This is a genomic window from Owariibacterium komagatae (assembly GCF_045865535.1).
GTDB classification, from domain to species: Bacteria; Bacillota; Clostridia; order Oscillospirales; family Ruminococcaceae; genus Ruthenibacterium; species Ruthenibacterium komagatae.
The window spans coordinates 867,877-894,859 of the sequence record NZ_AP031406.1; the positions used below are offsets into that span (position 1 = coordinate 867,877).

Sequence of the window (26,983 nt, forward strand, 5' to 3'; positions counted from 1 at the left end):
ACGCATTTAGAACGCTGTTTCCGGGGGAAAAGGATAAATGTATCGCACACCCTTTGACACCCACGAAAAAAGCCTTGATTTATGCGGGTTTGAAAGGCTCTAAAGCGTGACATTTATGCCTTTGTTTCCGCTTTCGTTCGGCGGCCTTGAGTTTCTTCATGCGCCCGGCGCAGTCGGGGCAGTATTTCCCCCGGTTGGATTTGGGGACAAAGGCCGCGCCGCAGACGGCGCACCGTTTCCGGCTCCCCCGGTACAAGAGGGCTGCGGCCAGTTCCTCGTCAAGGGGCAGAACAGCCACACGGAACCAGCGGCACATGAGGGAAAAGGAAATGCTCTGGACGCACACGCAAGGCTCCCCGTCGTCTAACAGCAGGCAGTTCCCCTCGTCGTAGTTACAGCACTCATGCACCAGCCGCCGCGCCCGCCGGTGCTGGCGGTAGTCCATGCGGGGCAGCTTATCGCTCATGGCTCTGCTCCTTTCTGCGGCGGGGTTCCTCCCGGCGCAAAATCTGGTCGATATTCTGCTTGACGGTCTGCAACTCCTTGAACCGCTGCTTCTGTTCGTGGTAGGTGTTATACAGGCCGGATTTCTTGGAAACAAGCTGCTCGATCTCGTCCTGCAACGCTTTTCGGGCGGGCAGCTTGGTAATGCCATGCTCCCGGAAGTACCGGGCGGCTGCGTCGGCTATGATAAAGTCGCTCTCATGCGCCTGCCGGTATGCGGCGCGGGCTTTCTCGGATTTCTGCGCTTTCAGCCCGTCGCGGGCGGGCTTGGTCTTGGCGTAAGCAAGTACCTGTTGCTGCAACTCCTTTTTCCCTTGCAGCTTGGTTTCCAGTGCTTTCAGTTCGCTGCTGGTCTGGCGCATTTCCTGATAGGCGGTATCAACGGCGGCTTCTAACTGCTCCGGGGAAGTGAAGCCGTATTCCTGATACACATTCAGCGTCGCGGCCATTTGTTTGAGGTTGTGCATGGTCGCCCAGCGTTCATAGCCCCGGCCTTTGCCCTCGGCTTTCTTCTGCTCAATGTCCACAAGCCGCTGTACATTCGGAGAGGTTTGAGGGGCTTTTGTGGGCTGTATGTCGGTTTTCCCATGCCGGGGATATTCGGGTATAGCCGCGGCCTTTTCTGCGGCTCTGGCGGCGTTCCGCTCCAAAACGGCAAGGACAGCGGCGCGGTCAAAATCGTCGCCCAGCTTGCGGGCGGTAATGGGCTTTGTCCTGTCCGGCGTGAGATAGGATAGCCGCCCCCGGCTCTCCTTAACGGTCACACCCTCCCGCAGCAGCAGAGAAGAAAACTCGTCAAAGCCGGTGGCGGTGGCAAGGGCTTCCCGTATGGTCTGCCGCAGCTTCTCCTTGTTCGTTTCAAACTTGGTCTGCCGGGGCGTGATACCGCCTGCAATCATGGGGGCGTTCTGCTTGTCCAGCGCGGCCTGTCCCTTTTTCTGCGCCCAATACTCCCGGTCTGTGACGCGGTTCTTGCTGCCGTTCAAGAGGTCGATTTGGTAAAGCCCCTCCCGGTGGCACATCTCCATGACTTCGGACTTGAAGTAGCGCAAGGCCGCGTCAGTACAGCGGTGCTTGCAACCGGCTTTCGTGTCGGCTGGCCTGTCCATGTAGGGCAGGAACGGCACTTCCTCTATCCGCAGGCTGTTAATGACGATATGCACATGAATGTTTCCGCTGTGGTTATGCCCGTCCGGGTGGGTGCATACAAGGGCTTGGTGGCCGGGGAAATGCTCGGCGCAAAACTTCTCGCCCAATGCCTGCGCCCGGTCTACGGTCAAGCCGTTGTCCGGGCCGTCCCGTGGGTCAAAGCTGATGATATAGTGGTGGCTTTTCACATCTTCCCGCCGCTGGTTCTTCCCGTAGCGGAGATTTGCCCGCATACACGCAACGGCAAAATCCTCCCCGCCGCAGTTCAGCGTGGACAGCCGGTAGTCCTCGCGGGGAATAAGCCTGCCGGTTTCATCAAGGACGGGCTTCATGGTAAACTCGTCATGCTCAAAAAGCAGGTATTGTTCGGCGGCTCCGTAGTCGGCATTTTTAGAGTTGATATGCTTGAGTGTTGCCAACCGCATCACCTACTTTCTGTAAGACTTCATACTTGAGGGCGGCAAGGTCGGCTATGGCGGCGCGTACCTCGCCGGACAACGCATTGTAGGGTGCGCCGTACTCGTTCAGATACCGGGCAATCTGGTTGAGGTTGCCGCCAATCCTGCCGTACTCGGCGGCCAGCTTCCCGACAGCGGAGAGCAGTTCGTCATTGACCGCCGACACATGGATAACGGGGCGTATGGCGGTGCGCCGTATCGCCTGCCGGAGAAATTCGGACTGGCTGATACCATAGGGCGCAAGCCGCGCAGTGAAGTCGGCGTATTCATCTTCGGACAGCCGGGTTTTCACAACACGGCTGCGGTGGGGCGTGTTGTATCGCTTCGGCATAGGCTATAAACCTCCTTTCACTTATCACAAAAAATAGGCTGGTCTGTTAGGTATTTCCGGGACAGTTCCCGCAAAAAAACGGCCTGCCGGACGGAAATATTTTTGCGGCGCAAGCCGCCATAGCAGGGTTTGGGGAAGGCACTCCCCAACAAGTTTCCCGCGAGGGGCAAAACCGCAGAATTGCGGATTTTGGCACCGTGGTAGAAACTTGCTCTCCGTGACTGCAAACTTTCTCTCACTTCCGTCCGCCACTTTTTTGGAAAACTGCAACCACAAAAGTTTGTTTCTCTTTTTCTGCTACTACTAATCCTGTAAAGGGCATTCCTGCCCGCTTTCGCTAAAATGACACCGGACGCAGTGGTTTCTACCCGGTGTTGGAGAAATCCTTTCTCTTTGCCCTCTACTACGGGTAAATGCTCCAAATGCCAAACACCAGGGCAGAAAAATTCCCTCCTCGCTTACTACTACAACCGGCAGGGGGCAAAATGGCCGGGAGCGGAGCCGGACAACAAAAAAAGCAGTAAATCTTTTTCAAGACTTACTGCTTTCGCTGGCCGCGTCGGTGGCGGCTGGTATTCAGTTTTTATGACTTGTCCGGTGGTTCGTCAAGCCGGAACTTGAATTGACAGTCAATTAACCGCTGCTTTACATAGTCCTCCACCTCGGCGTTGACCTGCCCGTTCACTTTTGAGAAATAGCGGATATATCCGGCGTAGTGGAGCAGGACAGCGTTCACGGCTTCTGGGTCGCCCTCACGGGCTTTGAGGATTGTTTCATAGGGGAGAAGTCTACTCATACCGGCTCACCCCCATTTCTTCGCGTAGCCGCTGCAAGGCAAGCTGGATATGCCGCCCCGCTGTGCTGCGTGACCGGCCAATACACGCGCCGATCACGCGCTGCGGCTGGCGCAGAAAGTAATAGCGCAGGATTTCTTCCCGCGTCTGCTCCGGCAAAACAGAGATCGCGTCGGCAAGGGCGGCGTTGCAGAGCAGGACGGTCTGACCGCAGACGGTAAATGGGTATTCCTCGTCCGGCTCCGACGCGGCAAACTGGACAAACTTCTCGTTCATCAGATAGTCAAGGGAAACTTGCCGTTCCCATTGCCGTTTAAGCTTCAAAATCTTGTCCAAGGCGGCACAGCGGATAACAGTCTTGCAAAAGGCGTTGTACCTGCGCTGGATATATTCTTGATAGGCTATCTGGTCGGTCATGGAAATTCCCCTTTCTGAATAATAGTGCGGGGCGGTGGCACTTCTTGCTGTCGCCCCTTGATTGCCTACCAGCAAAGGCGGGCGGGGCTGTCAACGGCTGCGCATATGCGCCGTTCATCTTGACCGTTGACTGGCTCGGCTGGGTTTGCTATTTACCCGACAAACTTGAATTTATTTTAAGCTATCACGTTTTACCTTCTTAAGCCTTACTATCATTACCATAGGAATTTCTTTGTTGGTTTTAAAACATTCTTCATAAAATCCATCAATGACAAATCCAGCTCTAAAACAAAGGTTAAAAATATCTTGTATGGAACGATGATAATAAATCTGCTCTTTCGGTTGCCCTTCAATCGCTATATCATAGTAACTGTGCGGTGTCATATATTTTTCAGTCAACGTGACAAAACAAGGGTGTTGCGTTGCAAAGACAAAAATTCCGCTTTCCTGCAACAGTTCATAAACAGCCATAAGAAGTGGTTCAATATCCGTAATATCCATAATTGCCATATTAGAAACTGCTTTCGTAAAGGCTCGATTTCTTTTTAATTCTAATATACTTTTTCTATCGGTCGCATCCGCCACACAAAATTCAATTTGTTTTGCATATTGTGATTGCCGTCTTTTAGCCAATTCTATCATTTTTTTGCTGTAATCAAAAGCGACAACCGAAGCGCCTCTTTGTGCAAGATACGAAGAATAATTTCCATTGCCACACGCAATATCCAAAATGTAATCCGCAGGATTAGGAGATAGAAGTTCCGTTACTTTGGGACGCACTACCTCTCTGTGAAATTCATTAGATTCGTCACCCATTGCATTATCCCAAAATTGTGCGTTCTCCTCCCAGATTTTTTTACTTTCCTCTGTTCCCATGTTCTCTCCCACTCCCCAAATTTGCTTTTTTGCTTCCATTAAATCTTCCTTACTATATTCCATTGTTACCCTCCATAACTTCTGATTGTTGCCGTCTTGACGATTATGTATCTTTACATTACCTTCTGAAACATATGGCGCACCTTGTCCAGGCGGCTGTTTGGACGGCGGGGCTGGATGACCGGCTGACCGACAGCGGCCTGATATCCTTTCAGCTCTGTAAGGCATACGCTCCGCCCGTTGGTGTAAAAGGCCAGATCAGTACGGTATGCCTGTATACAGCGGGCGGGAATCTCGCCAGTAAAGACAACTTCATCCTTTTTTACCTGGGCCGTTTCGATGGTGGCACAGTATTTCGGTGCATCATGATAAGCCCTGGAAAGGTATTCCTGGGGCGCATAGAGGATGAAGGAGAGATAAGGTTCCAGCAGCTGCGTCCCCGATTCCTTCAATGCCTGTTCCAATACAATCGGGGCCAATGAGCGGAAGTCCGCCGGCGTGCTGACCGGACTGTAATAAAGCCCGTATTCAAAGCAAATCTTACAGTCCGTTACGTTCCAGCCGAACAAGCCCTGCTCCAGCCCGTAACGGATACCATCCCTGACAGCGTTTTGAAAACTCTGGTTCAAGTATCCCAGCGAAACCCGGCTCTCGTATTGTACACCGGAGCCAAGCGAGAGTGGTGTAACAGACAGTCCTATGGATGCCCAAAACGGGTTGGGCGGCACCTCGATATGGATGGTGTGGCTGGCTGCTTTGAGCGGCCGCTCCATATAAATGACGGAGGGTTCCTTTACCACTGTTTCAAGCTTGTATTTTTCCGACAGCAAAGCGGAAACAACCTCCAACTGCACCCGGCCCAAAAAAGAAAGAATGATCTCATGGGTGATGGAATCCACTTCGCAACGCAAAAGCGGGTCAGTATCCGCAAGTTGCGTAAGAGCGTCCAGCAGCCGTTCTCTTTGCGCTGCCGTTTTCGGCGCAATCGTCGTCCGCAGCATGGGGAGGGGGTCCTCGCGCCACCTTTTACGAGGGAGCCGGGTTTGGTCCCCTAATACATCGTTTAACCTCACGCTGTCGCTGGGAAGGATAACAATTTCACCCTGATAAGCGGTGTCTGTCCGAACAATTTCCCCTTTGGATGGAATACGCATCTCTGTGATTTTCAGCTTTTCTCTCCCGGCCAGGGCCACCGTATCCCGCAGGCGCAGCGTTCCGCTGTATAACCGTAGATAGACACGCCGCTGGCCGCAATCGGTGTACTCAACCTTGAAAACGCTGCCGCATAGGGCGGCGCCCCCCTGTTCCCCAATCGGTTGGAACAGCCCTGTCACCGCATCCATCAACGGTTGAATGCCAAGGCCATTTTTGGCGCTGCCATGATAGACTGGGAACAGGGAGGCGTCTTGAACCCGCTGCTGTTCCTCCCGCGCAAGTTTTTCCCGGCTGATTGGTTCTCCTGCGATATACTTTTCCAATAATTCATCGTTATTTTCGATGACCGCATCCCATGCTTCTATGTCGGTATTTTCCTCCAGGACTATTTCCGGGGACAGCGACACCGTCTGCTTGATGATAATATCGGCGGAGAGCTTATCCCGAACAGACTGAACCACGCTCTGCAAATCAACGCCAGCCTGGTCGATCTTGTTGATAAAGATAACGGTGGGAATGTTCATTTTCCGCAGGGCATGGAACAGAATACGGGTCTGGGCCTGCACGCCATCTTTAGCGGAGATCACCAAGATGGCCCCATCTAAAACAGCCAAAGAGCGGTACACCTCCGCCAAAAAATCCATGTGGCCGGGCGTATCCACAATGTTAACTTTACATCTGTGCCACTGGAAGGAAGTGACTGCCGCTTGAATGGTAATCCCACGCTGCCGCTCCAAAAACATGGTGTCCGTCCTCGTTGTCCCTTTTTCGACGCTCCCCGGTTCTGAAATGGCTCCGCTGGCATATAGCAGGCTCTCCGTCAAGGTCGTCTTTCCAGCGTCTACATGGGCAAGAATTCCAATATTGATTATTTTCATGTGATTGTCCTCCCTTTACAGCCCCAAAGGGCATAAAAATCCCCAGCAGTAAAATACTTTTACCACTGGGGATTATAAGTTGCGGACATACACATATACAGCATACACCTGTTTGTGATTGCTGTTTTTGGGGATATGTCAAAATTGATAAGGCAAAAGTATTCTTAAATTGGGTACAAAAAACTAAGCCCCTACAAAAGGAGCTATCATAATCCTTTGTTCCCACTATTTGATTATAGTTTTATTTAAGAATACCTTGCCGCATATTTTTTACTCCTTTTCTGGATTAAATCATTGTATCACATCAGTTTTAGGAAAGCAAGTACCTAAAAGAAATTTTTCTTCCCCTTATATGTAACAATCATACCGGCTTCCTAGCGTTCAGAATGTTTTCTGCTGTCTGCTGTGGTGTTTGGTTGGAATTGTCCAACCAAAAGCCGATCCGTGGTGTTGTCTGCATTTTACTAAATACAAATTCAATGTATACAGAAAGATATAAGGAGTGGGAGGGATTCCGCCGTAGTTGGCATTGTAGGAAAATCCAAAAGTTTAGATTTTCCCACAATGCTTATCTTTTGGTCTTTGGTTCGGAATAGTGTAGTGCTGGCGGTCTATCTCTTGTTTTCGGTTGCTTGCTTCCTTACCGTACATGAGCATTCGCGCCGGGGTTATCGTTGCCGTACCCCTCCATGAGGTTAATGCCGCCCCAAATGCCAAGTCCTGCGCCAAGCGCGATTACCAAAGTCTGCAATACGTCAACTGCGCTGTTGAAAAAATCCATATAAACCTCGCTTTCTGCCGCTAAAACGGCTCAAAAAATGTTGTTGGAAATAAAAATGCCGCCGTTTTTATTCGGCGGCTGCGTCCTCGTCGGACAAATCTATTTCGTATATGTCAAAGGGTTCGTCGGGCTTTACGATTGCCGGACGGGTGGACATATACCGTTCAACGTCAAAAGCGTTTTTCTTGTCGAAGTCGGAAAGGTATTTGTAGTTCGGGTGCTGCGTTATATCGTACTTATCGCTGAAAAAGGGGCGCACGCCGCGCAACTGCAAAATACATTTTCCTCCGTCCATAACTGCGATTTCGTCCTGTGTCATCAACTCCTTTCCCAATTTCTGATAATTGAGGCCATGAGAAACCTGCGTGCCGCGATTTTCGGAAGTGTTGAAACTGTCGATTGTTTCACGTCCCAAGTTCTCCGAAATATCCTTTGCATTTTTCCCGCGCCCTCCCAAAAACAAGGTGCTGTCGGCATTGTCAAGTATGATTTCTGCCGCGTCCTTGTAAATGGCTTTTAGCTGGCTCTGCGATTGCAGAATGATAGAAGCCGAGATTTCCCGGCTGCGGATTGTGGCAATCAATTTTTCAAACTGCGGGATTTGTCCAATGTTTGCAAACTCGTCTAACAGGCAGCGAACATGAACCGGCAGCTTGCCGCCGTATTCGTCGTCGGCCTTGTCGCACAAGAGATTAAATAACTGCGATTGCAGCATAGCGATAACAAAATTAAACGTGCTGTCCGTATCGCTCATAATCAAAAACAAAGCTGTTTTTCTGTCGCCTAACGTGTCAAGTTCTAATTCGTCGTAGGACATAAGATCGCGCAATTCCTTTATATCAAAAGGAGCGAGCCTCGCACCGCAAGAAATGAGGATTGATTTTGCGGTTTTGCCCGAAACGAGTTGTCAAGGACTTTTTAATCAAATTCACAAAAAAGCCACAAAAAAAGTGCCAGAAGCACTTTCATGCTCCTGACACTCAGGCGGGCGGGTTACTCGCGGCTGCTTAACAGTTCATCGCAAAGGTACGCATATTCTGGCAACTGGTCGATATAGGTTTTCCAACGCCGTTTGATTTCGGTCAATTCCAGTGGGTCGGCCTCTTCTATCGAGTGGTCGTTTCCTGTCATATACAGAACATCCATCGCAACATCATCCAGGCACTCGTGACAGAGATCGGCGGCAGACTCTATCCTCCTTCCGGTATCAACATAAAGCGGTTTTAGGCCAATCGCCAGCCAGACAAAGCCCACTTTATCAGACCATAGCAGTTCAAAATTAGTGCTTTGCTGAAGATGCTCGCCAAACACCTTTCGTACCCGTTCAATCTCATTTTTCTCTTTTTCTGTGTATAGCATTTTTGTGTCCTCCTTGGATAAAAGTTTTGGTGCGTACCACCATCAGTTTAGCACAAGGCGGCTGGCTTTATTAGCCGGTCACATCTGCTGTATCTCGTTTTTGAGCATACGCTTGATTTTGTCGCTCATGGTTTCGGTGCTGGTCTGGCTGAAATGGACGCGCACTTTGTAGGTGGTCTTGCCAATTTTCTTTACCAGCGCGGGGGCGTCCTCCGGCGCTCTGGCCGGGGTGGTGTCTGCGGTCTGCATGGTACGGGCTTCTTCGCTCATGGCGCTCCTTTCTCCGGGCGGGGCTGTGCCGTCCGGCAAAAATTACTCATGTTTGCGGTTTACAATGTCTTTCGCCGTCTGCCTGGTGGCCCCGGCGTTTTCCTCCCGGAAATTCTTCCCGGCAAAGAGGATCGGGGCGCACCGTTCCAGAATACGGTCATAGATACGGGCGTGGGCCAGGTCGGGCGGGTTCTTGAGTTCGGCCAGCTTCAGGTTGGTGGTGATAATCATGGGCCTGCGGCTGCGGTAGCGGCTGTCAATGACGAAAAACATCTGCTCCATCGCATACTCGGTACTGCGTTCCACACCCAGATCGTCAATGATAAGCAGGTCGTACTCGTCAAAGCTGGCGATAAAGTCAGCCCTGTCCTCGGAAAACATCCCGGTCAGGCGGTTCAGGATGGTGGGAAAGTTCGTCATCAGCACCGGCACATCCCGGTCAAGCAGGGCGTTGGCGATACAACCTGCGAAAAAGGACTTGCCGGTTCCCACATCCCCAAACAGCAGCAGGCCGGTGTTGTTTCGGTATGCCTCCTTCCAGTTCTTCACATAGGCGCGGGCCTTGTCCATCAGGGGATTTTGGCCGTTGTCGTTGGCAAAGGTGTAGTCGTACAGATAGCGGTCTTGCAGGCCCTGGGCCTTCCGGCGCTTGATGCGCTCCATGCGGCGCTGCCGTTCCTCGGCGGCTTTGCGCTGTTCCTCGGCCTCCCGCTGGCACTGGCAGATACAGCGGGGCATGAAGTAGCCTGGTTTTCCAAAGCATGGCACAACGGTCTGCCTCTGGCCGCCGCACTTCTTGCAGTGAATGAGGCCGTCTGCCGGGTCTATGTACTCGTCCCCGGCCAGCTCCACACCGGCGGCTGCCTTGTCGATCAGCGCCCGGATTTCTGCGGTAATCTCCATCATACGGTTTCATCCTCCTTTACGCTGTAATCCCGGTTGCGGGTGGGCGGGGCTGCTTTCTTCGCGTCCTCACCGGCCCAGCGCCGGATGGTGGCGGCGTGGCTCTGATACCGCTTGCCGGTAGAGGCCATGTACTCGGACAGCTTTTCGATGTACTGGCCCCATACCGTGGGAAAGCTGGCCTGCAAGTCTGCCAGTTCCTCGTCCGACAGAAAAACATTCTGGTAACGGCCATAGGCGCGGGCGCTTTCACTCTCTCTATTCTCTATACTCTTATCTCTAATATCTAATCTCTTATCTCTAATCTCTGGTGGACAAATGTCCCCCCGGCTATATGGTGGACAAATGTCCGCCCCGCCGGATGGGAGCAGTTTTTGACGCTTCAACCGCATACGCTCTTTCTTTTTTCGTTCGCCCTCGGTAGAGGACTGGCCGATCAGCAGTTGGATGTCGGCCATGTAGTAGGCCCCGTCGGTCAAAATCTCCACAAGGCCAAATTCAACGAACACCTTCAAGGCCCGTTCCACCGTCCCCACCTGATGGCGGGTAAAGGTGGCGATGGTCTGGGGCGTGTGGGGCAGATGGTCGCCCAGCATGAGGATACCGCCGCTTTTGAGTGACATGAGGTACATTTTCAGCAGCAGATTGGAGTACAGCAGGCCGTCCTGCATACTCTCCAAAATAACCATCGTTTCGCTGTTGTAGAAGTTTTCTTTCAGCTTGAGATAGTAATATTTTCGATTGTCTGACATGGGTTCCTCCTTGGGGTTTATTTCAGGGGTCTGTACGCCTTTAGAGGGCCGTTTTGAGGGCCAGAGGATAAATCTATCAGGCCCCCAGCGACACCCTCGAAAAAGTCCTTGATTTACAAGGGGTTTTTGCCCTCTAATTGTCCACGCTGTACCCTTCTCCGGCGCTCGCACTCGGCCTTTTGCCGCCGGTGGACTTTCGGCGCACATTCCGGGCAGTATTTGGCCCGGTTGGAGCCGGGGGTGAACAGCGCCCCGCAGACGGCGCACCGCTTGGCGTCCAGGCGGTGGAACAGGGCCGTTTCCAGTTCTCTGTCCAGCGGCAGCACCGCCGCCCGGAACCACCGGCACAACAGGGAGTAGGAAATGGATTGGACGCAGATACATTCCTCCCCATCGTCCAGCGCGATACAGTTGCCGACGTCATAGTTACAGCACTCATGTACCAGCCGCCGCGCCCTGCGGTACTGGCGGTAGTCCATGACGGGGACGGGTTCAGGCTTGCTTTTCTTCATGCTGGCACTTCCCGCACCCGCCGCAGTTACCGCATCCCTGGCAGGCATGGGCCTCCGGCTCCGGGTCGGTGGGCGCGTCTGCCGGTTCCGGCTGCAAGAGGGTAAGGGGCAGGCGAATATTCAGGTGGACGGTGACAGGTAAAATAATCTGCTTCATAGGGCAATCTCCTTTCCGTGAGTAAAGGTTGACAGTTTTTCATAAAGGGGGTCACGAAACATGACACCCCCGTGAGGGGTCGGTAAAACGCCGTACCCTTTACCGCTCCGGCCCCCGGTCGCGGGGCTTGTCCCGTTCCTGCCGGGCCAGTTGGTCGGCGGCCTTGCGGAGCCGTTCCACGGCTTTCAGTTCCTCCCGCATGGCTTTCATGTCGATGCTGTCCACCTGCTTCTGGGCGGTTAGCAGGTCAATCTCGCGCCGCCATTCCTTGGGAGTGATTTCCTCGCCGCTGGCTTTCAGTTCTTTCAGATACCGGGCCGCCGCGTCATAGAGGATCAGTTCCCGGCTGTGGCGCTGCTCGAACAGTTCCCGCTTCTCCGGCTTCACCCTGGCAAGCTGCTTATGGACAGTCCTGTACTCGTTGTACTGCGCCCACATCTCCCCGCGCTCAGTGAGAACAGCGATCCGGCGCTCGGCCTTAACGATTTCTCGCCGCAGGTCATAGTAGCGGGTGTTCATATCGGAAATTTTTTCATGGAGCTGCTGCATGGACTGGATGCCGTTTGCCTGCAAAAAGCTGAACAGGGCGGCGCTCTCCTGCAAAGCCCGGATTTTGCCGGTGCGGGTGTCGGGCCGCTTGAGCTGCTGCTGGGCCTCCCACAAGTCGATCATGCTGGGCTGCTGGCCCTCCGGCTTCTCTGCCTCGGCCTTAGACCAGTTGTAGAGGCGGGTAATGCGGGCCTTAATTTCCTTGAGCAACTTGTTGTCGGCGGCGATCTGCCGGTTGACTTCTCCCTTGTCGGTGCGGATGCCGCGCTTCTCCATCTGGCTGGCCGCTGGCCCCAGGTGGACAGAGGGGATTTTATCAATACCCCGGCGCTTGTAGCTGCGGTGGTCTACCAATGCAGGCTGACCGGCGGCCTCCAATGCCCGGTTGGTATAAGCCGCCCATGCCGCCCGCCAAATCTCCACATTCCCTTTGTCGTTCCAGTCGGTGGTGTCCTCCCGGTGGTTTTTCCAGCCGCCTCTCCCGTCCGGGATGCGCTGGCCGTTCTCATCCAGGTCGTATGCCTTGCGGCACTTTGCGCCCCATGCGCCATTTTCTTTCAGGGGCCGGACGGTCAGCATGATATGAACATGAGGGTTGCCGGTTCCCTTATCGTGGATGGCGAAATCGGCGCACATCCCCTTGTCCACGAAGTTGTCCTTCACATAGGCCCGGACAAGGGCAAGCTGCTGTTCCCTGGACAGTTCGCGGGGCAAAGCCGCCTCAATCTCGCGGGCAAGCTGGCTGTCCCTGGCTTTCTCGATCTGCTCCACACTGTTCCAGAGGGTGGAGCGGTCTGAAAATTCCGGCGGGGCGTGGGCGGGCAGCATGATCTCCGCATGGACAACGCCGCCCTTCCGGGTGTAATCATGGGTCAGGCCGTCCCATTCATTCGTCAGCTTCGTCCCGCTTCGGTAGGCGGCTGCGGCAACAGCGGAACGGCCCTCGCTGCGCTTGATAATACTGACGGGGATATGACAAAAATCTATGGGTGGCACCTCCTTTCGGCGGGGATATTTCAGGCTCCGTGGAGCCGGACAGACGCAAAGCGGGTGTTTGGCTGCGCGGGGCGCACAAGGGGTTTGGGGAGTGTAGCTCCCCATCGCGCTCGGAGAGCGCAACAGCCCCCGGCAGGGCGCACGACACCGGCAACGGTGTATAAGTGCGCCCTTGTAAACAAGGGACTTATGGCTTGTCCCCGGATTTCGGCAGTTTTGCGGCCAGTTCCGCCGCCCCCGGAAGATGGGACAGGGCAATCAGGAACGCCTTGACCTCTACGCCGGGAAGGTCTGGGGCCAGAGGAAAAACGCCCTCCAAAATGGCCCCGCGCTCAATCAGGCGGCGGGTGCGGGCCTTGCGTTCCTCATTGCGCTGCTTGTTCTCCAAAATCTTCTGGCGGTTCTCAAGCTGCCGGATTTCCTTCAGGACTTCTTCTCGCTCGTCTTTTTTCGGTTTCGCTTGGGTGGTGCTGTCTTTGTGCATATCGTTTTCTCCTTTGGCGGCTTCATCCAGCCGCGCTTGATATAATATTTCTGTAACTTGATAATGGCGTTGCGAACCGTGACAATGGCCGCTGATGTCGTGAAGCCTTCGGCCTCGGCAATCTCCTTAAACTGCTTGCCCTCCCAAAACCGGGCATGAAGGCAGCTCGCCTGCCGGGGCGTCAGAGTGGCAAGGGCCTCCCTGAGCCGTTCCATCATCAGGGCGCGGGCGGCCTCCTGTTCCCGTTCCGTTTCCTTCTCCATCAGAATATCCTCCGGGGAAGCGGCCTGCTCCGGGAAATAGTGTTCCATGCCGGGGGATGCGTCCAGAGAGTAACAGTGATAGTGCTGCTTGGCGTCATTGGCGTCCTCTGCGCGGCTTTCCTCCACAATGGCGTCTGCCACCTCGTCCGGCACTTCCACAAAGGTGTCTTTCTTACAAATCGGGTAGTAGTATTTTTTCAGGTTGATGGTTTTCATAGGCCGCTTGTCCATTTCCGGCGTATGAAGTACCGGCGCAGCCGCCGGAGCGCCGCATGGATGGACTTCCCCGCCTGGGATGGAGTGATACCCTCCATCGCGGCAATGTCCTTCACTTTCATCCCCAGCATATACCGGGCATGGACGCGGCGGGCCTGCGTTGGGGGCAAAGAAGAAATGGCCTCATAGAGCCGCCGGATCAGCTCGGCGTGTTCGGCCTGTTCCTCTTTCTGTACGATGTAGTCCTCCGGCGATGGCTGCGCCCAGCCGATGGCGGCTTTTTCAATCCCATCGTCACAGTCAAGGGAGTAGTGGGCCTTGTAGCGGTACATCTTGCGCTCCCTGGCAGCCTCGGCCCGCTTGTCCAGCAGGAACGCTTCAACGATTTCATCCGACACCTCCACAAAGGTATCCTCGGTGCAGAACGGATAATACTGTTTGAGGTTGATGGTCTGCATAGGCCCGCCCTCACTCTGATGGGAAAAGGCCGTCATAGCAGCGGCGCATATTCCGCAGGCCCCGCCGGATGGCAACGCTGACCTTGCTGCTGTGTACGCCCTCCATCCGGGCAATTTTCGGCTGGTTGATACCGGCGATGTAGTAGTCCCGGATGCGGCGGGCCTGGGTGGGAGTGGCATGGGACAGGGCCTCCGGCAAGGTGGCAATCAGCCGCAGGCGGGCGGCCCGTTCTTCGCGCTCCAAAAGGATTTCCTCCGGCGATCTGCCGTGTTCCAGCGCGTAGTTCTCCGCCCGGCTATATGCGTCCAGAGAGTACCAGGCGCGGTGGTAGACCTTCCGGCGCTCATAGTTGTTCATCTCGCGCTGGGCCTGCCGCATGGCCTCCCAGACCTCGTCGCTGACCTCTACAAACTCGTCGTGCCGGTAGTGGGGATAAATCCACCGCAGATTGATGGTTTTCATAGGCTTACCTCCTGAAAATGGGAGAGGCGGGCAGCTTGTCCGCTGTCCGCCTCCCGCTGGGATAAGGGAAACAATCCCTTTCACTTGGTAGCCCGAAAACAGGTCATTCGTTAGGGTAGTTCGCAAAGAATTTCAAAAATTTTTTCCGAACCGCGTCAATGCTTTCATAGACGGATACTTTGGAGCAGCCGCACACCGTCCCAATCTCCGCAAAGGTCAGCCCGTCCAGGGCATAGAGCAGGAACCGGCGGCGCTGGGCCTCGGTGCAGGTGTCCAGGACGGCCATCAGCTCGCCCAGCGTTTCCATGCGGCACAGGTAATCCTCCGGCGTTTCGCCGTAGATACCCACGCCCTCGGTGGCAACTATGTATTCGTCAAACTCCCGGCCATCCCAATGCCGCCGCTGCTCATGGGACAGGTTCTCGGCTTTGTGGTCGGCCCGGTCAAGAAATTCATAGACTTCCAGCGTGACCTCCACGGCCACAGCTTGTCCGTTGTAATGGATGGTGACTTCCATCTGCCTTTCCTCCGTTCAGATTTTTGCGGGAAAATCTGAACGGGGCGGCGGGGAACGGCACCGGGGGCAGGGTTCGGGCCATGTTGACCCGATGTTCCGGCCCCACAGGTATGAAAAAGCGCCCGGACAGCAGGAAGCTATTCGAGCGCAAAAAACACGGTATTCAGTTACATTGTGACAATTTTCGCACCGGCTGCCAGACGGGGCCTGTTCGGTGGCTGGGCTTTTTTTGACGGTAGTGCAAATATCGTCTGAATTTGTCGGCGGTCAGTGTGCTTCATGGCGGCTCCCTCCTAAAGCCGCCGTGTCAGCGTATGGGCGTCACTCCTTTGTCGAGGGCATAAGGAACGGCGGCCTTGATTTTGTCAAAGCCGCCGTAGGATCGAGTATAGGACATGGCGATTGCCTGCTGAACGACGGCTTTTTTCTTTTGCCGTCGTCCGGCAGATAGTTCATTTTATATCTCGTTTTTTCATAATGATAATCCCAATACAAGTCAACAGCACTCCGTATATTACAAAAATAGCTGCGACAACAGGAAACCATTCAGCCACCGTCATCACTTGAACTCGTTGGAACATTGCTACCGGCCAATACATGGAGATCACATAACTGTGCCAGATAACGTCCTCAATACGATGAACAATGAAAAATCCGAAAATCAGCAAAAACATATTGACTACACTGGAAGTTACACTACTCCTAAATAAAAAACAGGTAAATACCAAAAAGCACGCATAAGAGGTATGAAGTATGATTTGGCTAAAGAAGAAAAATAATAGTTGTAATGTATTTATTTGAAGTAAGCCACCAAGATTATGCCATAGTATTTGACTGATTATGGTTCCGCTTATACCTGCAATTACAACATATAGGGTAGCCGCAAAAGCGCAGGCTATCGTTTTGGACAAATAATATTGAGTTCTCGAAATTCCTTTTGAAATATAGTAATGAACTGCACCACTCATAAAATCATCCGAAGCAAACACCACACAAAAAATCAAAATGGGAAGTCCTGTGCTATAATTCTGAAAAAGGATGCTATAATACTGGAACAGAGGCATACCGTTGGCAACTGTTTCGGCTTTCATGCTCTCAAACACAGCATAAAACACCACGGAGCATATAGTTAAGCCAGCACCCGCCCAAAAAATTGTATTGTGAAATAACTTGTAAATCTGGGATCGAAGCAGATTAGGCATTTTGTTCACCTCCCGCTATAATTGAATTGAAGTAATCCTCTAAGCTATCCTCATGGATTGTTGACTCAAAAAGCACGAGGCCATTTTGTATCAGAACCTTATTGACAACTTCTGACTGTTCAACATACTCTTTTAGGGAAATTGTGTATGGCGTCAAAATTTTATATTTTGCAATGCCCAACTGTGCTTGTAGGACATTGACTGCTTTATCAGCACAGTCAGTTCGGATAATCAAGTGTCGCTGGCATTGATCCATCAAATCATTGGCGGATAATTCTGAAACAAGAGAACCTTTGTGAATAATTCCATATCTGGTTGCAATTTTGGATAATTCACCTAAAATATGACTTGAAATCAAAAGCGTAATATTTTGCTCTCGATTTAACTGCACAAACAAATTGCGCAGCTCTTGTATTCCAACAGGGTCTAACCCGTTAATTGGTTCATCCAAAATCAAGAACTGGGGATCACCCAAAAGGGCAACAGCAATCGCCAATCGCTGTTTCATACCTAAAGAAAAATCTCCAACGCGCTTTTTTCCGGTGTCCGCTAACCCCATGAGAGATAGGACTTTATCTGTGCTCTTGGCATTTTTTACACCGAAAGCGAGACGGAAAATTTCAAGATTTTCTCTTGCGGTCATATTTTTATACAGAGCGGGATTTTCAATCGTGCACCCAATATAGTGCCGCCCTGCCTGTAAGTTTTCCTGCCCAAATAACCTGATTGTGCCAGATGTGGGTGATGCAAGTCCTGCAACCATACGCATAAAAGTTGTTTTTCCTGCCCCATTTTCACCAATGAAGCCATATATATCGCCTTGCTGAATATTCATGCTAACACGATTGACCGCAGCGGTATGAGCAAATTCTTTACACAATTCTTGTGTTTGCAAAATATATTGCGGCATCAAGACACTTCCTTCCCTGTTTATTTAGTGGATACAGTGTATCCTACCGGCTTGGAATAGAAGTGCGTTTGATGTGAAATCCGTGTAAAATAATAAAGCCCTGCTCCCAAAAGAAAAGCAAGGCTTTGATTGGCTTATTTGTTTGCAATCGGAAATTGAAAATAAAACTCCACACCATCAGTATGATTGATAGCTCCAAATGGAACTTGATACATGGTCAATATTTGAGAGACAATGGCGAGGCCAAGACCGTTACCACTTTGTCCCGTCCATTTTCCCCGATAGAACTTTGACCAAATTTGGGAAATCTCCTGTTCTGGAATAGTGTTCCCCTGATTGAAAACAGAAAAATAGATCGCCGAATTTTCTTGCTTTACAGTTAAATGAATGTTTCCGTTTTCACATACATATTTTTTGGCATTACTAATTAAATTTTCAAGTACCTGTTCTATTCTACGCCGGTCTGCATAAACAATAATTTCCCGCTCTGGTAGTTCATAAGTAAAGCTGTACCTTTCACAAGGAACATCGAGCAATAGCCGTCCGCCTACTTCCTCTGTCAGTTCTACAAAATCAAAAAGAGTTTCCATTAGAACGGTGGTTCCGGCCTCTAATGCAGATAAGTCTAATAAGGAAATGATTGTATAATTCATTCTTTCAGTGGCGGCCAGAATGGCATCCATATACTTTCTGCGCTTATCATTATCTATCTCGTTTTTTAATCCTTCAGTATAAGCCTGTATTAAGCCAAGAGGCGTTTTCATTTCATGCGATAAAGAATCCACTAATTCCTTTCGTTGCTCTAACAGTATCCTTTCATGTTGAACATCTTTTTTTAACTGTTTGTTGGCTTTATTTAATTCGTCCAAAGCATTTTGTAAATTTGAGGCCAAAGTATTTAGGCTATTCGATAAACTGCCTAATTCATCGTTAGACTGAATATCACACACCGTCATAAAATCAAGATTTGCAAGTTTCTGTGCAGTATCAGTAATGCTCCCCAGTGGAACCACAATAATGCGATGTAAGTAAATCTCTTGCAGCCATTCACCGCCAAGAAATAAAAGCAGCCAAATAAAAGGCAACAGGAATTTATACTCTATCGGTGTTATGAGGAACATAATAGGATACAAAACTGTAATAACAAACCGTATAGTTCTTGAGAAAGCAAAGTATTTTTTCTCAACCGACTTAAATGAATTGCTCATGGTTTTACCTCAAACTTATAGCCAGAACGAATTAGTGTCACAATATGACGCCCTTCGGTTCCTAACTTTTGACGGAGCGTTTTGATGTGTGAATCGACAGTTCGTGTATTTCCCTCAAAGTCAAATCCCCAAATACGGTTTAACAACTGCTCACGCGAGAACACTTGATTTTTATTCTGCAAGAACAAATGCAATAGTTCGTATTCCTTATGAGTAAGTTCAACTTCATTACCAGACACAATGACTGTATGAGCCGATGGATATATCATTATTTCTCCCGCAGATAAAATGTCATGTGAATTAGCCGTAGTTGCATGACGCAACCACGCATTGACTTTGGCTAACAGTATTTTGGGACTAAAGGGTTTGGTGACATAATCATCTGCACCATATTTATAGCCTTTGAGTTTGTCATTTTCCTCGCCTTTGGCAGTAAGAAAAATAATGGGTACATCGCATATATTCCGCACAAATTTACATACAGTAAATCCATCTAATCGTGGCATCATAATATCTAAAATGATAAGGTCAACCGTATTATTTTCCAAAATGGAAAGTGCCTCTACTCCATCATTAGCTAAAATGCAAGAATGTCCGCCTTGTTTCATAAAATCGACAATAATGTTTTGCATATCTTTTTCATCTTCTGCTATTAAAAGTACAGCCATCTACTTAGCCTCCTTGCCTTTTTTCGTCCTGCCGTCTATTGGTTTTTCAGCATCTTTTGGGATCAGCCAGACACCGGCCATTTTCACAGCGCCGGGAATACGCCCATCGACGCAGTAATAGTTGACTTGACGGGACGAAACGCCCCATTTTTCGCTTGCTTCTTTGAGTGTCATGTAGTCCATATCCATACCTCCGACAACATCTATCATTATATTTCATTATCTCGAAGAATACAAGGCATGAGATATGTCGAAAGCGTAAAAACAAACAGAGGCCGCAAGTAGCAGCCTCCGCTTGCAAAAACTATTGATAAATCAGCTCTGTCAAAATGACTTCCTCTGCTTGTGCTTTCAGCGTGTTCATCAGCCCCACCCAGCGCATGGGATCACGGGCTTTCAGTTCCTCGGTGACGCCTGCCGCCTCCATCATGCGGGGCAGCATGGTGTCCATACGCTCCCGCGCCGCCCGGTCAATCTCCAACAGGTGCGGGTACAGCTTTTCACTCAAAATCAGGCCGCTGTAAAGGCCGGGCCGGTGTTCCTTCAGGTAGCGTTGCCGCATACGGCCATACTTGCCGATGGGGGCCTCCGGCTGCTCGGAAAGTTTCAGGTCGGGGATGTAGTAATCCCCGCAGCGGGTGTAAGTCAATTCGTTCATGTTCGTCCTCCTTTGCACTGTGATGATTAAACTGCGGCGCTGGCCGGTAAGGTGGCCTTGCGCGGCTCCTGCTTTGGTAACTGACTAACAGGAATAAAAACGCCTTTTTCCATATCCTCGGCCCGTATTGCGGCCTTTGCCGCCTCCACTTGGGCCTTGCGCTTGGCGTTGTAGCGTTCTTCCCATTCCTTCTGCTTGCCATTCGCTTTGCGGCGCAAGTAGTTCTGGTGAAGCCTGTCCTTGCGTTCCTCCTTCTTCCGCAGTTCTTCCTGTTCCTCCGGGGTCAGGGGAACCGGCTGCAAGGCGGGCGGGATATACCGGCCCACAAAGTTGAAGTAGATTTCAACCTCCTGCGTGGTGTCCTGGCTGCCTTTCCGGGCGCGTTCATGGACAAGAATTTTCTCTACAAACTCGTTGAGCATGGTGTTTGTCAGCGTGTCGAAGTTCTCGTACTTATCAATCAGGGCAATAAACTTCTCCGCAGATTTCCGGCTCTGCTCATAGCCGGTAACGGCCTTTTCCAGTTCCGCGATTTCCGCATTGAGGGTGTCCTGCTCTTTGGCGTACTGCGCGTCCAGGGCCTCATACCGGGCGTCCGGCAGCTTGCCCAGGGCGTTGTCCTCATAGATTTTGCAGATCAGCAGTTCCAGTTCCCCGGCCCGCTTTTGAGCGGCGGCCAGCCGTTTCCGTTTCTTGGATATATCGGCGGTCTGCTGGGCGGCCTGCGTTTCCTGGACAGTGCGAATAAACTCGGCCCGGTCATTCCTGGAATACTCCGCGATAGCCCGGAGCATATCGGTTATCAGGGTCAGGACGGCCTCAGCCCGGATGCGGTGCTGTGTGGGGCAAAGGGAGCCGATAGGGTACTTGCTGTACTGGCTGCAAGTAAACTGTGGGTCACGCTTGCCGTTATTGACGCGATGGACATACATCTTGCCGCCGCAGTCGGCGCAGTACATCAGGCCGGTCAGAGGATGGGCCTCGCCCCAGCCGTCCGGGTAGCGCCGGACATTCGCCCGGATGCGCTGCACATTGTCAAAGGTTTCCTGGTCGATGATGGCCTCATGGGTATTCTCGAAAATCGTCCACTCGCTTTCGTCAACATAGTGGCTTTTCTTGTCCTTGAAGTGCTTGCGGGTCTTAAAATTGATGGTGTGGCCCAGATATTCCCGCTTTTTCAGGATGTTCACAATGGTGGATGATCCCCAGCCGTAGGGGTCTTTGACCGGCTTCGTCCTGTTTACTCCTTCGTCAAAGCGTGCCAGATGGACAGCGGGAATTTCAACCTTTGCCTCGGACAGCAGCTTGGAGATTTGATAGGGGCCGTAGCCCTCCATCGTCAGGGAAAAGATACGGCGTACCACTTCGGCGGCTTCTTCGTCCACAAGCCAGTGTTCCCGTTTTTCGTCCCACAGGTAGCCGTAAATAACGGTGCCGGTCAGGTGCTTGCCGCTCATGCCCTTGGACTTGAACACAGAACGGATTTTCCGGCTGGTGTCGCGGGCGTAAAATTCGTTCATGATGTTGCGGAACGGGGTAAAATCATCATCGCCTTTCAGACTGTCCACACCGTCGTTGATGGCAATCAGACGGACGCCGCGCTGCCGCAAAATCTCCATAACTTGGCCGACTTTCAGATAGTCACGCCCCAGGCGGCTCATGTCTTTGATAACAATGGCCTCCACCCGTCCGGCCTCGACTTCCTCCATCATCGCCAGAAAGCCGGGACGGTCAAAACGGGTTCCCGATACGCCGTCGTCGGTGAAGTGGGTGGGGTTCGGCAGCCCGTTCCGACGGGCAAAGTCCTCTAACATCTGCTTTTGATGGCTTATGGAGTTGCTCTCGCCCTGTAACTCATCGTCGCGGCTCAAACGCTCATACAGTGGGGTGATTTTCTCGTTTTTCATGGCTGTACCTCCTGAAATGAAAATGCTCTAAGTGACTGCTTCACTAACCATGACAAAAAACCATGATTAAGAAGTCACTTAGAGCATACATCTCCCGCCGCCAATTTATATTTTCGGTACTGCTTCACCGCGAAATGGTCGGGGTCGCGTTCTTCCAAGTCGGCAAACAGCAAATCGACGGGGCTTTGATATTCCTCGTCGTCCTCGCGGGCTTCGCTGGCGTTGATAAGTTCCAACAGGGTAATAAAGTTCATTTCCTCGGCGGGGGCTTCGTACCAGATGTAGCCCACCAACGCGCAATACAAAAGCCGTTCTGCCTTTACCCAAAAATCCTCCGCGCTTTTTTCTCCCTCACCTTTGGTATTCGCTATCAACGTATTTACCAGCTTCAAAATATCTTTCTCGCTGCGGATATACACAAAGGGGTTGTAGTGCATAGATTTTTTGAAGTTAATCGTATTCAGTACCTTAATGCGGTAGCCCGCCCGTTGCAGCAGCTTCCCGCACTCAATCAAAACCGTACCTTTCGGGTCGGTTAAGACGTAAGAGGAATGAAGCTGCATTAGATTAGGTTTGACAAAAAATCTTGTTTTTCCGCTGCCGCTGCCGCCGATCACGACGACGTTCTTATTTCTCGCGTACTTCGGCTGCTTCGGGCGGCTGTTCATGGTAAGCCGTTCCGTCTGCGTCAAAATGATGTTGTTTTGGAAATCCGGGTCTATGTAGGGCTTTATATCTTCGGCGTTTCCCCATGAAGCGTTTTGTCAAGTGCTTTTTTGAGTTATTGACGCAAATTCTTGTGAAAGTGCGAAAGTGCAAAGTGCAAAGGGTCTGCGTTTTGCACTTTCAGCTTGCGGGTTCGGGCGGCTGCTTCTTCTTGATGAAGTTATACCATTGACCGCCGACACGCCTTGCCCCCAAAGTGCCGCCCATGTTGCGCTTGGCGTTCTGTACTGTCCTCTCGGATATTCCGGCTTCGGCAGCGGCCTTTACAATGTCCTCGCTGGCAAGCTCTTTCCCATCTGCAAGCAGGTCAAGTATCAGCCGTTCCGCCTGTTCGGTCTTGGTGGCGGTGTTCCCGCCCGCGCCGGATAGCAGCTCGTCGGCGGTTATGTCATATTCGCCTATCCACGAAAAGCCTGTTTCCGGGTCAAGGCAAAAGGCTATGGGCTTGCCCTCCGGCGCAAGGGAAGATTTGTCATGGACGATTACCCGCACATTCGGCTCCCGCTTCACGCGCCCGATCAGCAGGACGCTACGGGCGGCGGCTCGAAAGTCGATAGAACCTAAGCCCCGGTAGGCGCTCTGTCCTCCGGCAGCTTTGTTGAGGTGTCCGATAAGGATAACGGCGCAGCCTGTGCGCTCGGCAACATCGGCAAGGCGGCGAAACATGGGGCGCACTTCATTCGCCCGATTCATATCGGTTTTCTCGCCCATGTACGCCTGTATGGGGTCAAGGATTATCAGCCGCGCCCCGTTCTGTGTGATTGCCTTTTCTATGCGCTCGTCGGAAAGGGTAAGCTCCTGCTTGGCTTCGTCAATGACTAGAACGCGGTCAAGGTCGGCTTCGGCTTCTATCAAGCGGGGCTTGACGGTATCGCCCAGCCCGTCCTCGGCTGTCTGGTAAATCACTTGAAACGGCGGCAGGGGCTTCATGCCCGGCAGCGTTCCCCCTGTGGTGCAGGCGGCGGCAAGGCGTAGGGCAAAGGTGGTCTTGCCTTCGCCGGGGTTGCCCTGCACAATGGTTACTTTCCCAAAGGGGATATACGGCTCCCATAGCCATTCAACGGTCTGCGTGTCAACCTCGCTCATGCGGATAATCTCAACGGTTTCTTCCTGCGGCGGCTCTTTCAAGCCGTAAACCGCTTCCCGCAAAAACTTCCCATCTGTGATTTCTGCCCGGTGCTGCAATACCTCGTTCCAATCCTTGAAAAGAGGGATAAGCCGGTGGACGGTGTAGCCCTCCGGCATGAGCTTCACAAGGCGGCTGCAAGCGTCGTTTCCGGCTTCGTCGCTGTCAAGGCAGAGATAAACGGTCTTGATGTTCGGACGGTCAGAGAGAAAGCGGAGCAGGGCTTTTTCTCCCACGCCGCCCAATGACAGGTAGCTTTGCTTCTGCCATTCCTTTTTGAACAGGCAGAGGAAAGAGAGCAGGTCAACGGGGGCTTCAAAGACAAAAAGCCTGTCTCCCTCGCCCCGGTAGCAGAAATTAAAGGCTTTGTCGCTGCCTTTCACATCAAGTCGGAAGTTTCCCGCCGTTCCCTTGCTGTGGGCGTAGCGCGGTATTCCGTCCTCGTCCCGCCCCACAAATACGGCGTTGTGGTGGGCTGCGTCCTCGTAAATATCGCCGCGGGCAAAGAAAAAGCCCGTCACATCTTCATCAATGCGGCGGGCTGTTGTGAGGTAGTTCCTCGCTGTTCGGTTGTCGCTGTTTGGGGGCGGTAGCCGGAAGTCGGATAGGGACGCGGGGCAAGGTCTGTCCGGCGGCGGTGCTGCGCCTTTTTCTCCTGTCAGCAGTTCAACGGCTTCGGTAAAGCTCTTGCCGAAAAACTCCATGACAAAATCAACGGGTGCGCCGCCCTTGCTCTGGCTGTGGCGATACCATTTGTTTCCCCAGACGGTCAAGCTGTCGTGCCGTTTCCAGCGGTATTCCTGTCCTGCGCGGATAAGCTGCTCGCCCTGTGATTGCAGGAAAGAAACAAGGTCGGCTTGGTTCGCCCGGTCTATCTGTTCTTGGGTGTAATACATGGTTGATACCTCGCTTTCTGTGGTTGAATTGTTCATAGTTTTGGAGTAGAATAAAGTCAACAAATCGGAATATTGGAGGCAAAAGACGATGGAAGAAAATAAAACGACAATAGTGGAAAAAACTGTAAAAACAGGAATAACATTTGGTAGTGCTTTAGCTATGGTAATAAGTTATACAACATGGAAATCTGTTTGGTGGGCAATTTTTCATGGCTTGCTTAGTTGGGTATATGTGATTTATTTTGTTTTGCGCTATTAAATTGCCATTTATTGAGTAACACATAGGACGGACAGGCAAAGCAGCGTGCCCGCCCTTTTCTTTATCGCTCTTGTTCCTGCCGCTTGGTGCGGCTCTGTGTCTGCTCCGGCTGGTCGGCTTTCAGCGCAATATCAACGCACTTGAGGATATTGTGCAGCTCGGCAACCTCGGCGCGGGTTTCTTTCAGCTTGGTATATTCCGCTGTTCTCTGCCCGCTGAGAGTGGCGTGCTCTTTTTCCCATTCAGAGATAGGCAAGCTCTTTGTCCCTTTCGGCAGATTTGCATGGAGATAGCGGCTCGCTGCGTTCCATAGCGTAAGCTCGGCGCGGTGGGCTTCCTCGTACTTGTCGCGCTTGTTTGTCCAGCCGTTTTGCAGCTTTTTCAGTTCATCGTGAATGGGCTTGTACTCTGTGTAGTTCTTCCCGTATTCAATTAGCTTTTGTAGCTTCTTCATGCGCTTCTCGGCGGTTTTCATGCCCTCCCGGATAGCGTCGGCTTGGTCGCTGACAGAGGAAAGGGCTGCGTCCAGCTCGTCAAGGGTGGAGATACCATGCCCGGAAAGATAGTTGACCGCCTTTGCAACGGTTTTCAGCTCGTCGGCTGCGTGCTGCCTTTGCCAACTCTGCGAATACTTCCGGCTCTTTTCTCTCTGAACGCTTAAATACTTCATCAGCAGATTTGCAAGGCCGGGGGATTGCGGGGGCTGCTCCGGGGCGGTTTCCCGCGCCTTGAACAGGTCGGCAATCCATTCTTTGAGCTTTCCAATCTGCGCCCGGATTTCCCGGATAAGGCGGTTTGCCTTTTGGATATTCCGGTTCAGCTCGCCTTTCTCGGTGGCTATGCCTTTCTTCTCCATTTGACAAGCCGCTACGCCCATGTGGACGGTAGGCAGCTCGTCAATGCCGCGCTCGGCGTTGCTGCGGTGGTCGATACGCTCCGGGCTTCCGGCGCGTTCAAGGTAGGCGTTTGAAATATCCGCCCATGCCTTGCGCCATAAAAGCGCGTTGCCCTTGTCGTTCCAGCCTGTGAGGTCAACTTTGTGCGTCTTGTATCTGCCGCTTGGCAAGCGAATACGCTCGCCGTTTTCGTCAAGGTCATATTCCTTTTTGGACTTCGCCGCCCATGCGCCGCGCTCGTCAAGGGGGCGCATGGTAAGCATGATATGACAATGGGGGTTGTCGCTGCCGGTGTCGTGAATGGCAAAATCAACGCACATTCCTCTGGAAACAAATTGAGAGGAACAGTATTCCCGGACGAGCCGGATCTGTTCCTCTCTGGATAATTCTATGGGGAGTGCTGCGTCAATCTCTCTGGCAAGCTGGGCGTTCCCGGCTTTCTCGTAAAGTTCCACGCTGTTCCATAGGGCAGCGCGGTCAGAGAAAGAGGGCGGGGCATGGGGCGGCAGTAGGATTTCCGTATGGACAACGCCGCGCTTGCGGGTGTAGTCATGGGTCATTCCGTCCCACTCGTTTGTGATTTTCTCGCCGCTTCGATAGGCGGCTGCGGCAACGGCTGACTTGCCTTTTCCTCGGCTCACAATGCCGATGTTACAATGGTAAATGGCTATGGGTATCACCTCCCGGATAGGATAATAAAACCCGCAAAAATAGTACAGACGCCGGGGCGGGTGTACTGTTTTTGTGGGTGTGCAGGGATAGCCGCGAAGCGGCGCAAGGGGTGCAGCCCCTTGTTGCGGCAAAGCCGCCATATCGGAGCGCGGGGAAAGTTCCCTGTGCGGAGATAAAGCCCTCGGCAGAGCGCACACGCCCGCAAGGGTGTATAAGTGCGCCCTTTGTTCCAAAGGGATTACTCCGCGTTCCCGTCCCCGGCTCGTTTTTTCAAAAACTCCTGTGCTGGCTCGCTCGTCAAGGCAAGCCGTAAAAAGGCTTTCGCGTCCTCGTCCGGCATGGCAATCAGCTCCGGCACAAGGCTCTCCATGAAGCCGCCGCGCTTGCAAAGCCTGTGGGTTCTCGCCTTGCGTTCCTCAACGGATAACTTCTGCTTGATGATTTTCTCCCGGTTCTCAAACTGCCGGATTTTCTTCTTGCTTTCCTCAATCTCGGCGGTCAATTCCTCGCGGGTTTTCTCTCTCGGTTTCGTCATGACTGGTCGCTCCTTTCTGCCTGTCGGCATAGAAAAAGGACAGTCGATTTTCTCGGCTGTCCCTTGTGGGTGGAGTGT

Annotated in this window: 30 protein-coding genes and 3 pseudogenes; 1 reads left to right on the forward strand and 32 read right to left on the reverse strand. The window is 52.1% G+C overall.

Annotation, left to right across the window (positions count from 1 at the left end; translation table 11 throughout):
• Positions 1 to 79: 79 nt before the first annotated feature.
• The 30 genes and pseudogenes from ACKTS9_RS04380 to ACKTS9_RS04525 form a co-directional block, all read right to left on the reverse strand.
• Complete coding sequence (locus tag ACKTS9_RS04380) at positions 80 to 466, reverse strand: cysteine-rich VLP domain-containing protein (protein WP_087221211.1); 387 nt, start codon at positions 464 to 466, stop codon at positions 80 to 82.
• Positions 456 to 2,072: a relaxase/mobilization nuclease domain-containing protein gene (locus tag ACKTS9_RS04385; RefSeq protein WP_407879169.1), complete on the reverse strand. Its 1,617-nt coding sequence runs from the start codon at positions 2,070 to 2,072 to the stop codon at positions 456 to 458. Before ACKTS9_RS04385 ends, ACKTS9_RS04380 begins: the two co-directional genes overlap by 11 nt.
• Positions 2,044 to 2,442, reverse strand: a complete 399-nt coding sequence (locus tag ACKTS9_RS04390; protein WP_087221209.1) for a plasmid mobilization protein — start codon at positions 2,440 to 2,442, stop codon at positions 2,044 to 2,046. Before ACKTS9_RS04390 ends, ACKTS9_RS04385 begins: the two co-directional genes overlap by 29 nt.
• A gap of 583 nt (positions 2,443 to 3,025) precedes the next feature.
• Positions 3,026 to 3,238: a helix-turn-helix domain-containing protein gene (locus tag ACKTS9_RS04395; RefSeq protein WP_002586615.1), complete on the reverse strand. Its 213-nt coding sequence runs from the start codon at positions 3,236 to 3,238 to the stop codon at positions 3,026 to 3,028.
• Positions 3,231 to 3,653, reverse strand: a complete 423-nt coding sequence (locus ACKTS9_RS04400) for a sigma-70 family RNA polymerase sigma factor (RefSeq protein WP_002586616.1) — start codon at positions 3,651 to 3,653, stop codon at positions 3,231 to 3,233. Before ACKTS9_RS04400 ends, ACKTS9_RS04395 begins: the two co-directional genes overlap by 8 nt.
• Before the next feature lie 171 nt (positions 3,654 to 3,824).
• Entirely contained in the window at positions 3,825 to 4,592 is a 768-nt protein-coding gene (locus ACKTS9_RS04405; protein WP_002586626.1) for a class I SAM-dependent methyltransferase, read from the reverse strand.
• 50 nt (positions 4,593 to 4,642) lie between these two features.
• Complete coding sequence (gene tet(W), locus ACKTS9_RS04410) at positions 4,643 to 6,562, reverse strand: tetracycline resistance ribosomal protection protein Tet(W) (RefSeq protein WP_002586627.1); 1,920 nt, start codon at positions 6,560 to 6,562, stop codon at positions 4,643 to 4,645.
• Positions 6,563 to 7,214: 652 nt separating this feature from the next.
• A pseudogene (locus ACKTS9_RS04415) lies at positions 7,215 to 7,343 on the reverse strand (Maff2 family mobile element protein); the annotation flags it as partial.
• Positions 7,344 to 7,410: 67 nt separating this feature from the next.
• Positions 7,411 to 8,250: pseudogene (locus ACKTS9_RS04420) on the reverse strand (VirD4-like conjugal transfer protein, CD1115 family); the annotation flags it as partial.
• An 86-nt stretch (positions 8,251 to 8,336) separates the two neighbouring features.
• A complete protein-coding gene (locus ACKTS9_RS04425; protein WP_087989417.1) occupies positions 8,337 to 8,702 on the reverse strand; it encodes a hypothetical protein in 366 nt (121 codons plus the stop codon).
• Between the two features lie 78 nt (positions 8,703 to 8,780).
• A complete protein-coding gene (locus ACKTS9_RS04430) occupies positions 8,781 to 8,972 on the reverse strand; it encodes a transposon-encoded TnpW family protein (RefSeq protein ID WP_407879173.1) in 192 nt (63 codons plus the stop codon).
• A 42-nt stretch (positions 8,973 to 9,014) separates the two neighbouring features.
• Entirely contained in the window at positions 9,015 to 9,878 is an 864-nt protein-coding gene (locus tag ACKTS9_RS04435; protein WP_407879175.1) for an ATP-binding protein, read from the reverse strand.
• Positions 9,875 to 10,627 (reverse strand): phage replisome organizer N-terminal domain-containing protein, encoded by a 753-nt coding sequence (locus ACKTS9_RS04440; protein ID WP_407879177.1) that lies wholly within the window; start codon positions 10,625 to 10,627, stop codon positions 9,875 to 9,877. Before ACKTS9_RS04440 ends, ACKTS9_RS04435 begins: the two co-directional genes overlap by 4 nt.
• A 113-nt stretch (positions 10,628 to 10,740) precedes the next feature.
• Entirely contained in the window at positions 10,741 to 11,139 is a 399-nt protein-coding gene (locus ACKTS9_RS04445; RefSeq protein WP_407879179.1) for a cysteine-rich VLP domain-containing protein, read from the reverse strand.
• On the reverse strand, positions 11,120 to 11,296 hold the full coding sequence (locus ACKTS9_RS04450) for a hypothetical protein (protein ID WP_407879181.1): 177 nt from the start codon (positions 11,294 to 11,296) through the stop codon (positions 11,120 to 11,122). The genes ACKTS9_RS04445 and ACKTS9_RS04450 overlap by 20 nt, the downstream gene beginning before the upstream one ends.
• Positions 11,297 to 11,395: 99 nt before the next feature.
• Entirely contained in the window at positions 11,396 to 12,841 is a 1,446-nt protein-coding gene (gene mobQ, locus ACKTS9_RS04455) for a MobQ family relaxase (RefSeq protein ID WP_407879183.1), read from the reverse strand.
• 187 nt (positions 12,842 to 13,028) lie between these two features.
• Entirely contained in the window at positions 13,029 to 13,325 is a 297-nt protein-coding gene (locus ACKTS9_RS04460; protein ID WP_087273014.1) for a DUF3847 domain-containing protein, read from the reverse strand.
• Entirely contained in the window at positions 13,265 to 13,804 is a 540-nt protein-coding gene (locus ACKTS9_RS04465; RefSeq protein WP_407879186.1) for an RNA polymerase sigma factor, read from the reverse strand. The genes ACKTS9_RS04460 and ACKTS9_RS04465 overlap by 61 nt, the downstream gene beginning before the upstream one ends.
• Entirely contained in the window at positions 13,801 to 14,262 is a 462-nt protein-coding gene (locus tag ACKTS9_RS04470) for an RNA polymerase sigma factor (protein ID WP_117633394.1), read from the reverse strand. Before ACKTS9_RS04470 ends, ACKTS9_RS04465 begins: the two co-directional genes overlap by 4 nt.
• Positions 14,263 to 14,272: 10 nt before the next feature.
• Positions 14,273 to 14,725 carry an RNA polymerase subunit sigma-24 gene (locus ACKTS9_RS04475; protein ID WP_407879189.1) on the reverse strand — a complete coding sequence of 151 codons (453 nt, stop codon included), beginning with the start codon at positions 14,723 to 14,725 and terminating at the stop codon, positions 14,273 to 14,275.
• Positions 14,726 to 14,828: 103 nt separating this feature from the next.
• The gene (locus tag ACKTS9_RS04480) at positions 14,829 to 15,242 is read right to left on the reverse strand and encodes an RNA polymerase sigma factor (protein WP_257465422.1); all 414 of its coding nucleotides are present in this window, start codon (positions 15,240 to 15,242) and stop codon (positions 14,829 to 14,831) included.
• 452 nt (positions 15,243 to 15,694) lie between these two features.
• Positions 15,695 to 16,444 carry an ABC transporter permease gene (locus ACKTS9_RS04485; RefSeq protein ID WP_193500429.1) on the reverse strand — a complete coding sequence of 250 codons (750 nt, stop codon included), beginning with the start codon at positions 16,442 to 16,444 and terminating at the stop codon, positions 15,695 to 15,697.
• Entirely contained in the window at positions 16,437 to 17,354 is a 918-nt protein-coding gene (locus ACKTS9_RS04490; protein ID WP_193500428.1) for an ATP-binding cassette domain-containing protein, read from the reverse strand. The genes ACKTS9_RS04485 and ACKTS9_RS04490 overlap by 8 nt, the downstream gene beginning before the upstream one ends.
• Positions 17,355 to 17,488: 134 nt before the next feature.
• The gene (locus ACKTS9_RS04495) at positions 17,489 to 18,562 is read right to left on the reverse strand and encodes a sensor histidine kinase (RefSeq protein WP_193500427.1); all 1,074 of its coding nucleotides are present in this window, start codon (positions 18,560 to 18,562) and stop codon (positions 17,489 to 17,491) included.
• Complete coding sequence (locus ACKTS9_RS04500; RefSeq protein WP_407879193.1) at positions 18,559 to 19,230, reverse strand: response regulator transcription factor; 672 nt, start codon at positions 19,228 to 19,230, stop codon at positions 18,559 to 18,561. Before ACKTS9_RS04500 ends, ACKTS9_RS04495 begins: the two co-directional genes overlap by 4 nt.
• On the reverse strand, positions 19,231 to 19,413 hold the full coding sequence (locus ACKTS9_RS04505) for a helix-turn-helix domain-containing protein (protein ID WP_193500425.1): 183 nt from the start codon (positions 19,411 to 19,413) through the stop codon (positions 19,231 to 19,233).
• 121 nt (positions 19,414 to 19,534) lie between these two features.
• Positions 19,535 to 19,888: a TnpV protein gene (locus ACKTS9_RS04510; protein ID WP_407879195.1), complete on the reverse strand. Its 354-nt coding sequence runs from the start codon at positions 19,886 to 19,888 to the stop codon at positions 19,535 to 19,537.
• A 26-nt stretch (positions 19,889 to 19,914) separates the two neighbouring features.
• Positions 19,915 to 21,795: a DUF4368 domain-containing protein gene (locus ACKTS9_RS04515; protein WP_407879197.1), complete on the reverse strand. Its 1,881-nt coding sequence runs from the start codon at positions 21,793 to 21,795 to the stop codon at positions 19,915 to 19,917.
• Between the two features lie 92 nt (positions 21,796 to 21,887).
• Positions 21,888 to 22,556: pseudogene (locus tag ACKTS9_RS04520) on the reverse strand (type IV secretory system conjugative DNA transfer family protein); the annotation flags it as partial.
• 85 nt (positions 22,557 to 22,641) lie between these two features.
• The gene (locus tag ACKTS9_RS04525; RefSeq protein ID WP_407879199.1) at positions 22,642 to 24,543 is read right to left on the reverse strand and encodes an AAA family ATPase; all 1,902 of its coding nucleotides are present in this window, start codon (positions 24,541 to 24,543) and stop codon (positions 22,642 to 22,644) included.
• 88 nt (positions 24,544 to 24,631) lie between these two features.
• Here ACKTS9_RS04525 and ACKTS9_RS04530 point away from each other — a divergent pair, with 88 nt between their 5' ends.
• A complete protein-coding gene (locus ACKTS9_RS04530) occupies positions 24,632 to 24,802 on the forward strand; it encodes a hypothetical protein (protein ID WP_167495256.1) in 171 nt (56 codons plus the stop codon).
• Positions 24,803 to 24,863: 61 nt separating this feature from the next.
• On the opposite strand, the gene mobQ (ACKTS9_RS04535) is transcribed toward ACKTS9_RS04530, so the two are convergent.
• Positions 24,864 to 26,603 carry a MobQ family relaxase gene (gene mobQ, locus ACKTS9_RS04535; protein ID WP_407879202.1) on the reverse strand — a complete coding sequence of 580 codons (1,740 nt, stop codon included), beginning with the start codon at positions 26,601 to 26,603 and terminating at the stop codon, positions 24,864 to 24,866.
• Between the two features lie 5 nt (positions 26,604 to 26,608).
• The gene (locus tag ACKTS9_RS04540; protein WP_087249583.1) at positions 26,609 to 26,905 is read right to left on the reverse strand and encodes a DUF3847 domain-containing protein; all 297 of its coding nucleotides are present in this window, start codon (positions 26,903 to 26,905) and stop codon (positions 26,609 to 26,611) included.
• Positions 26,906 to 26,983 lie beyond the last annotated feature (78 nt).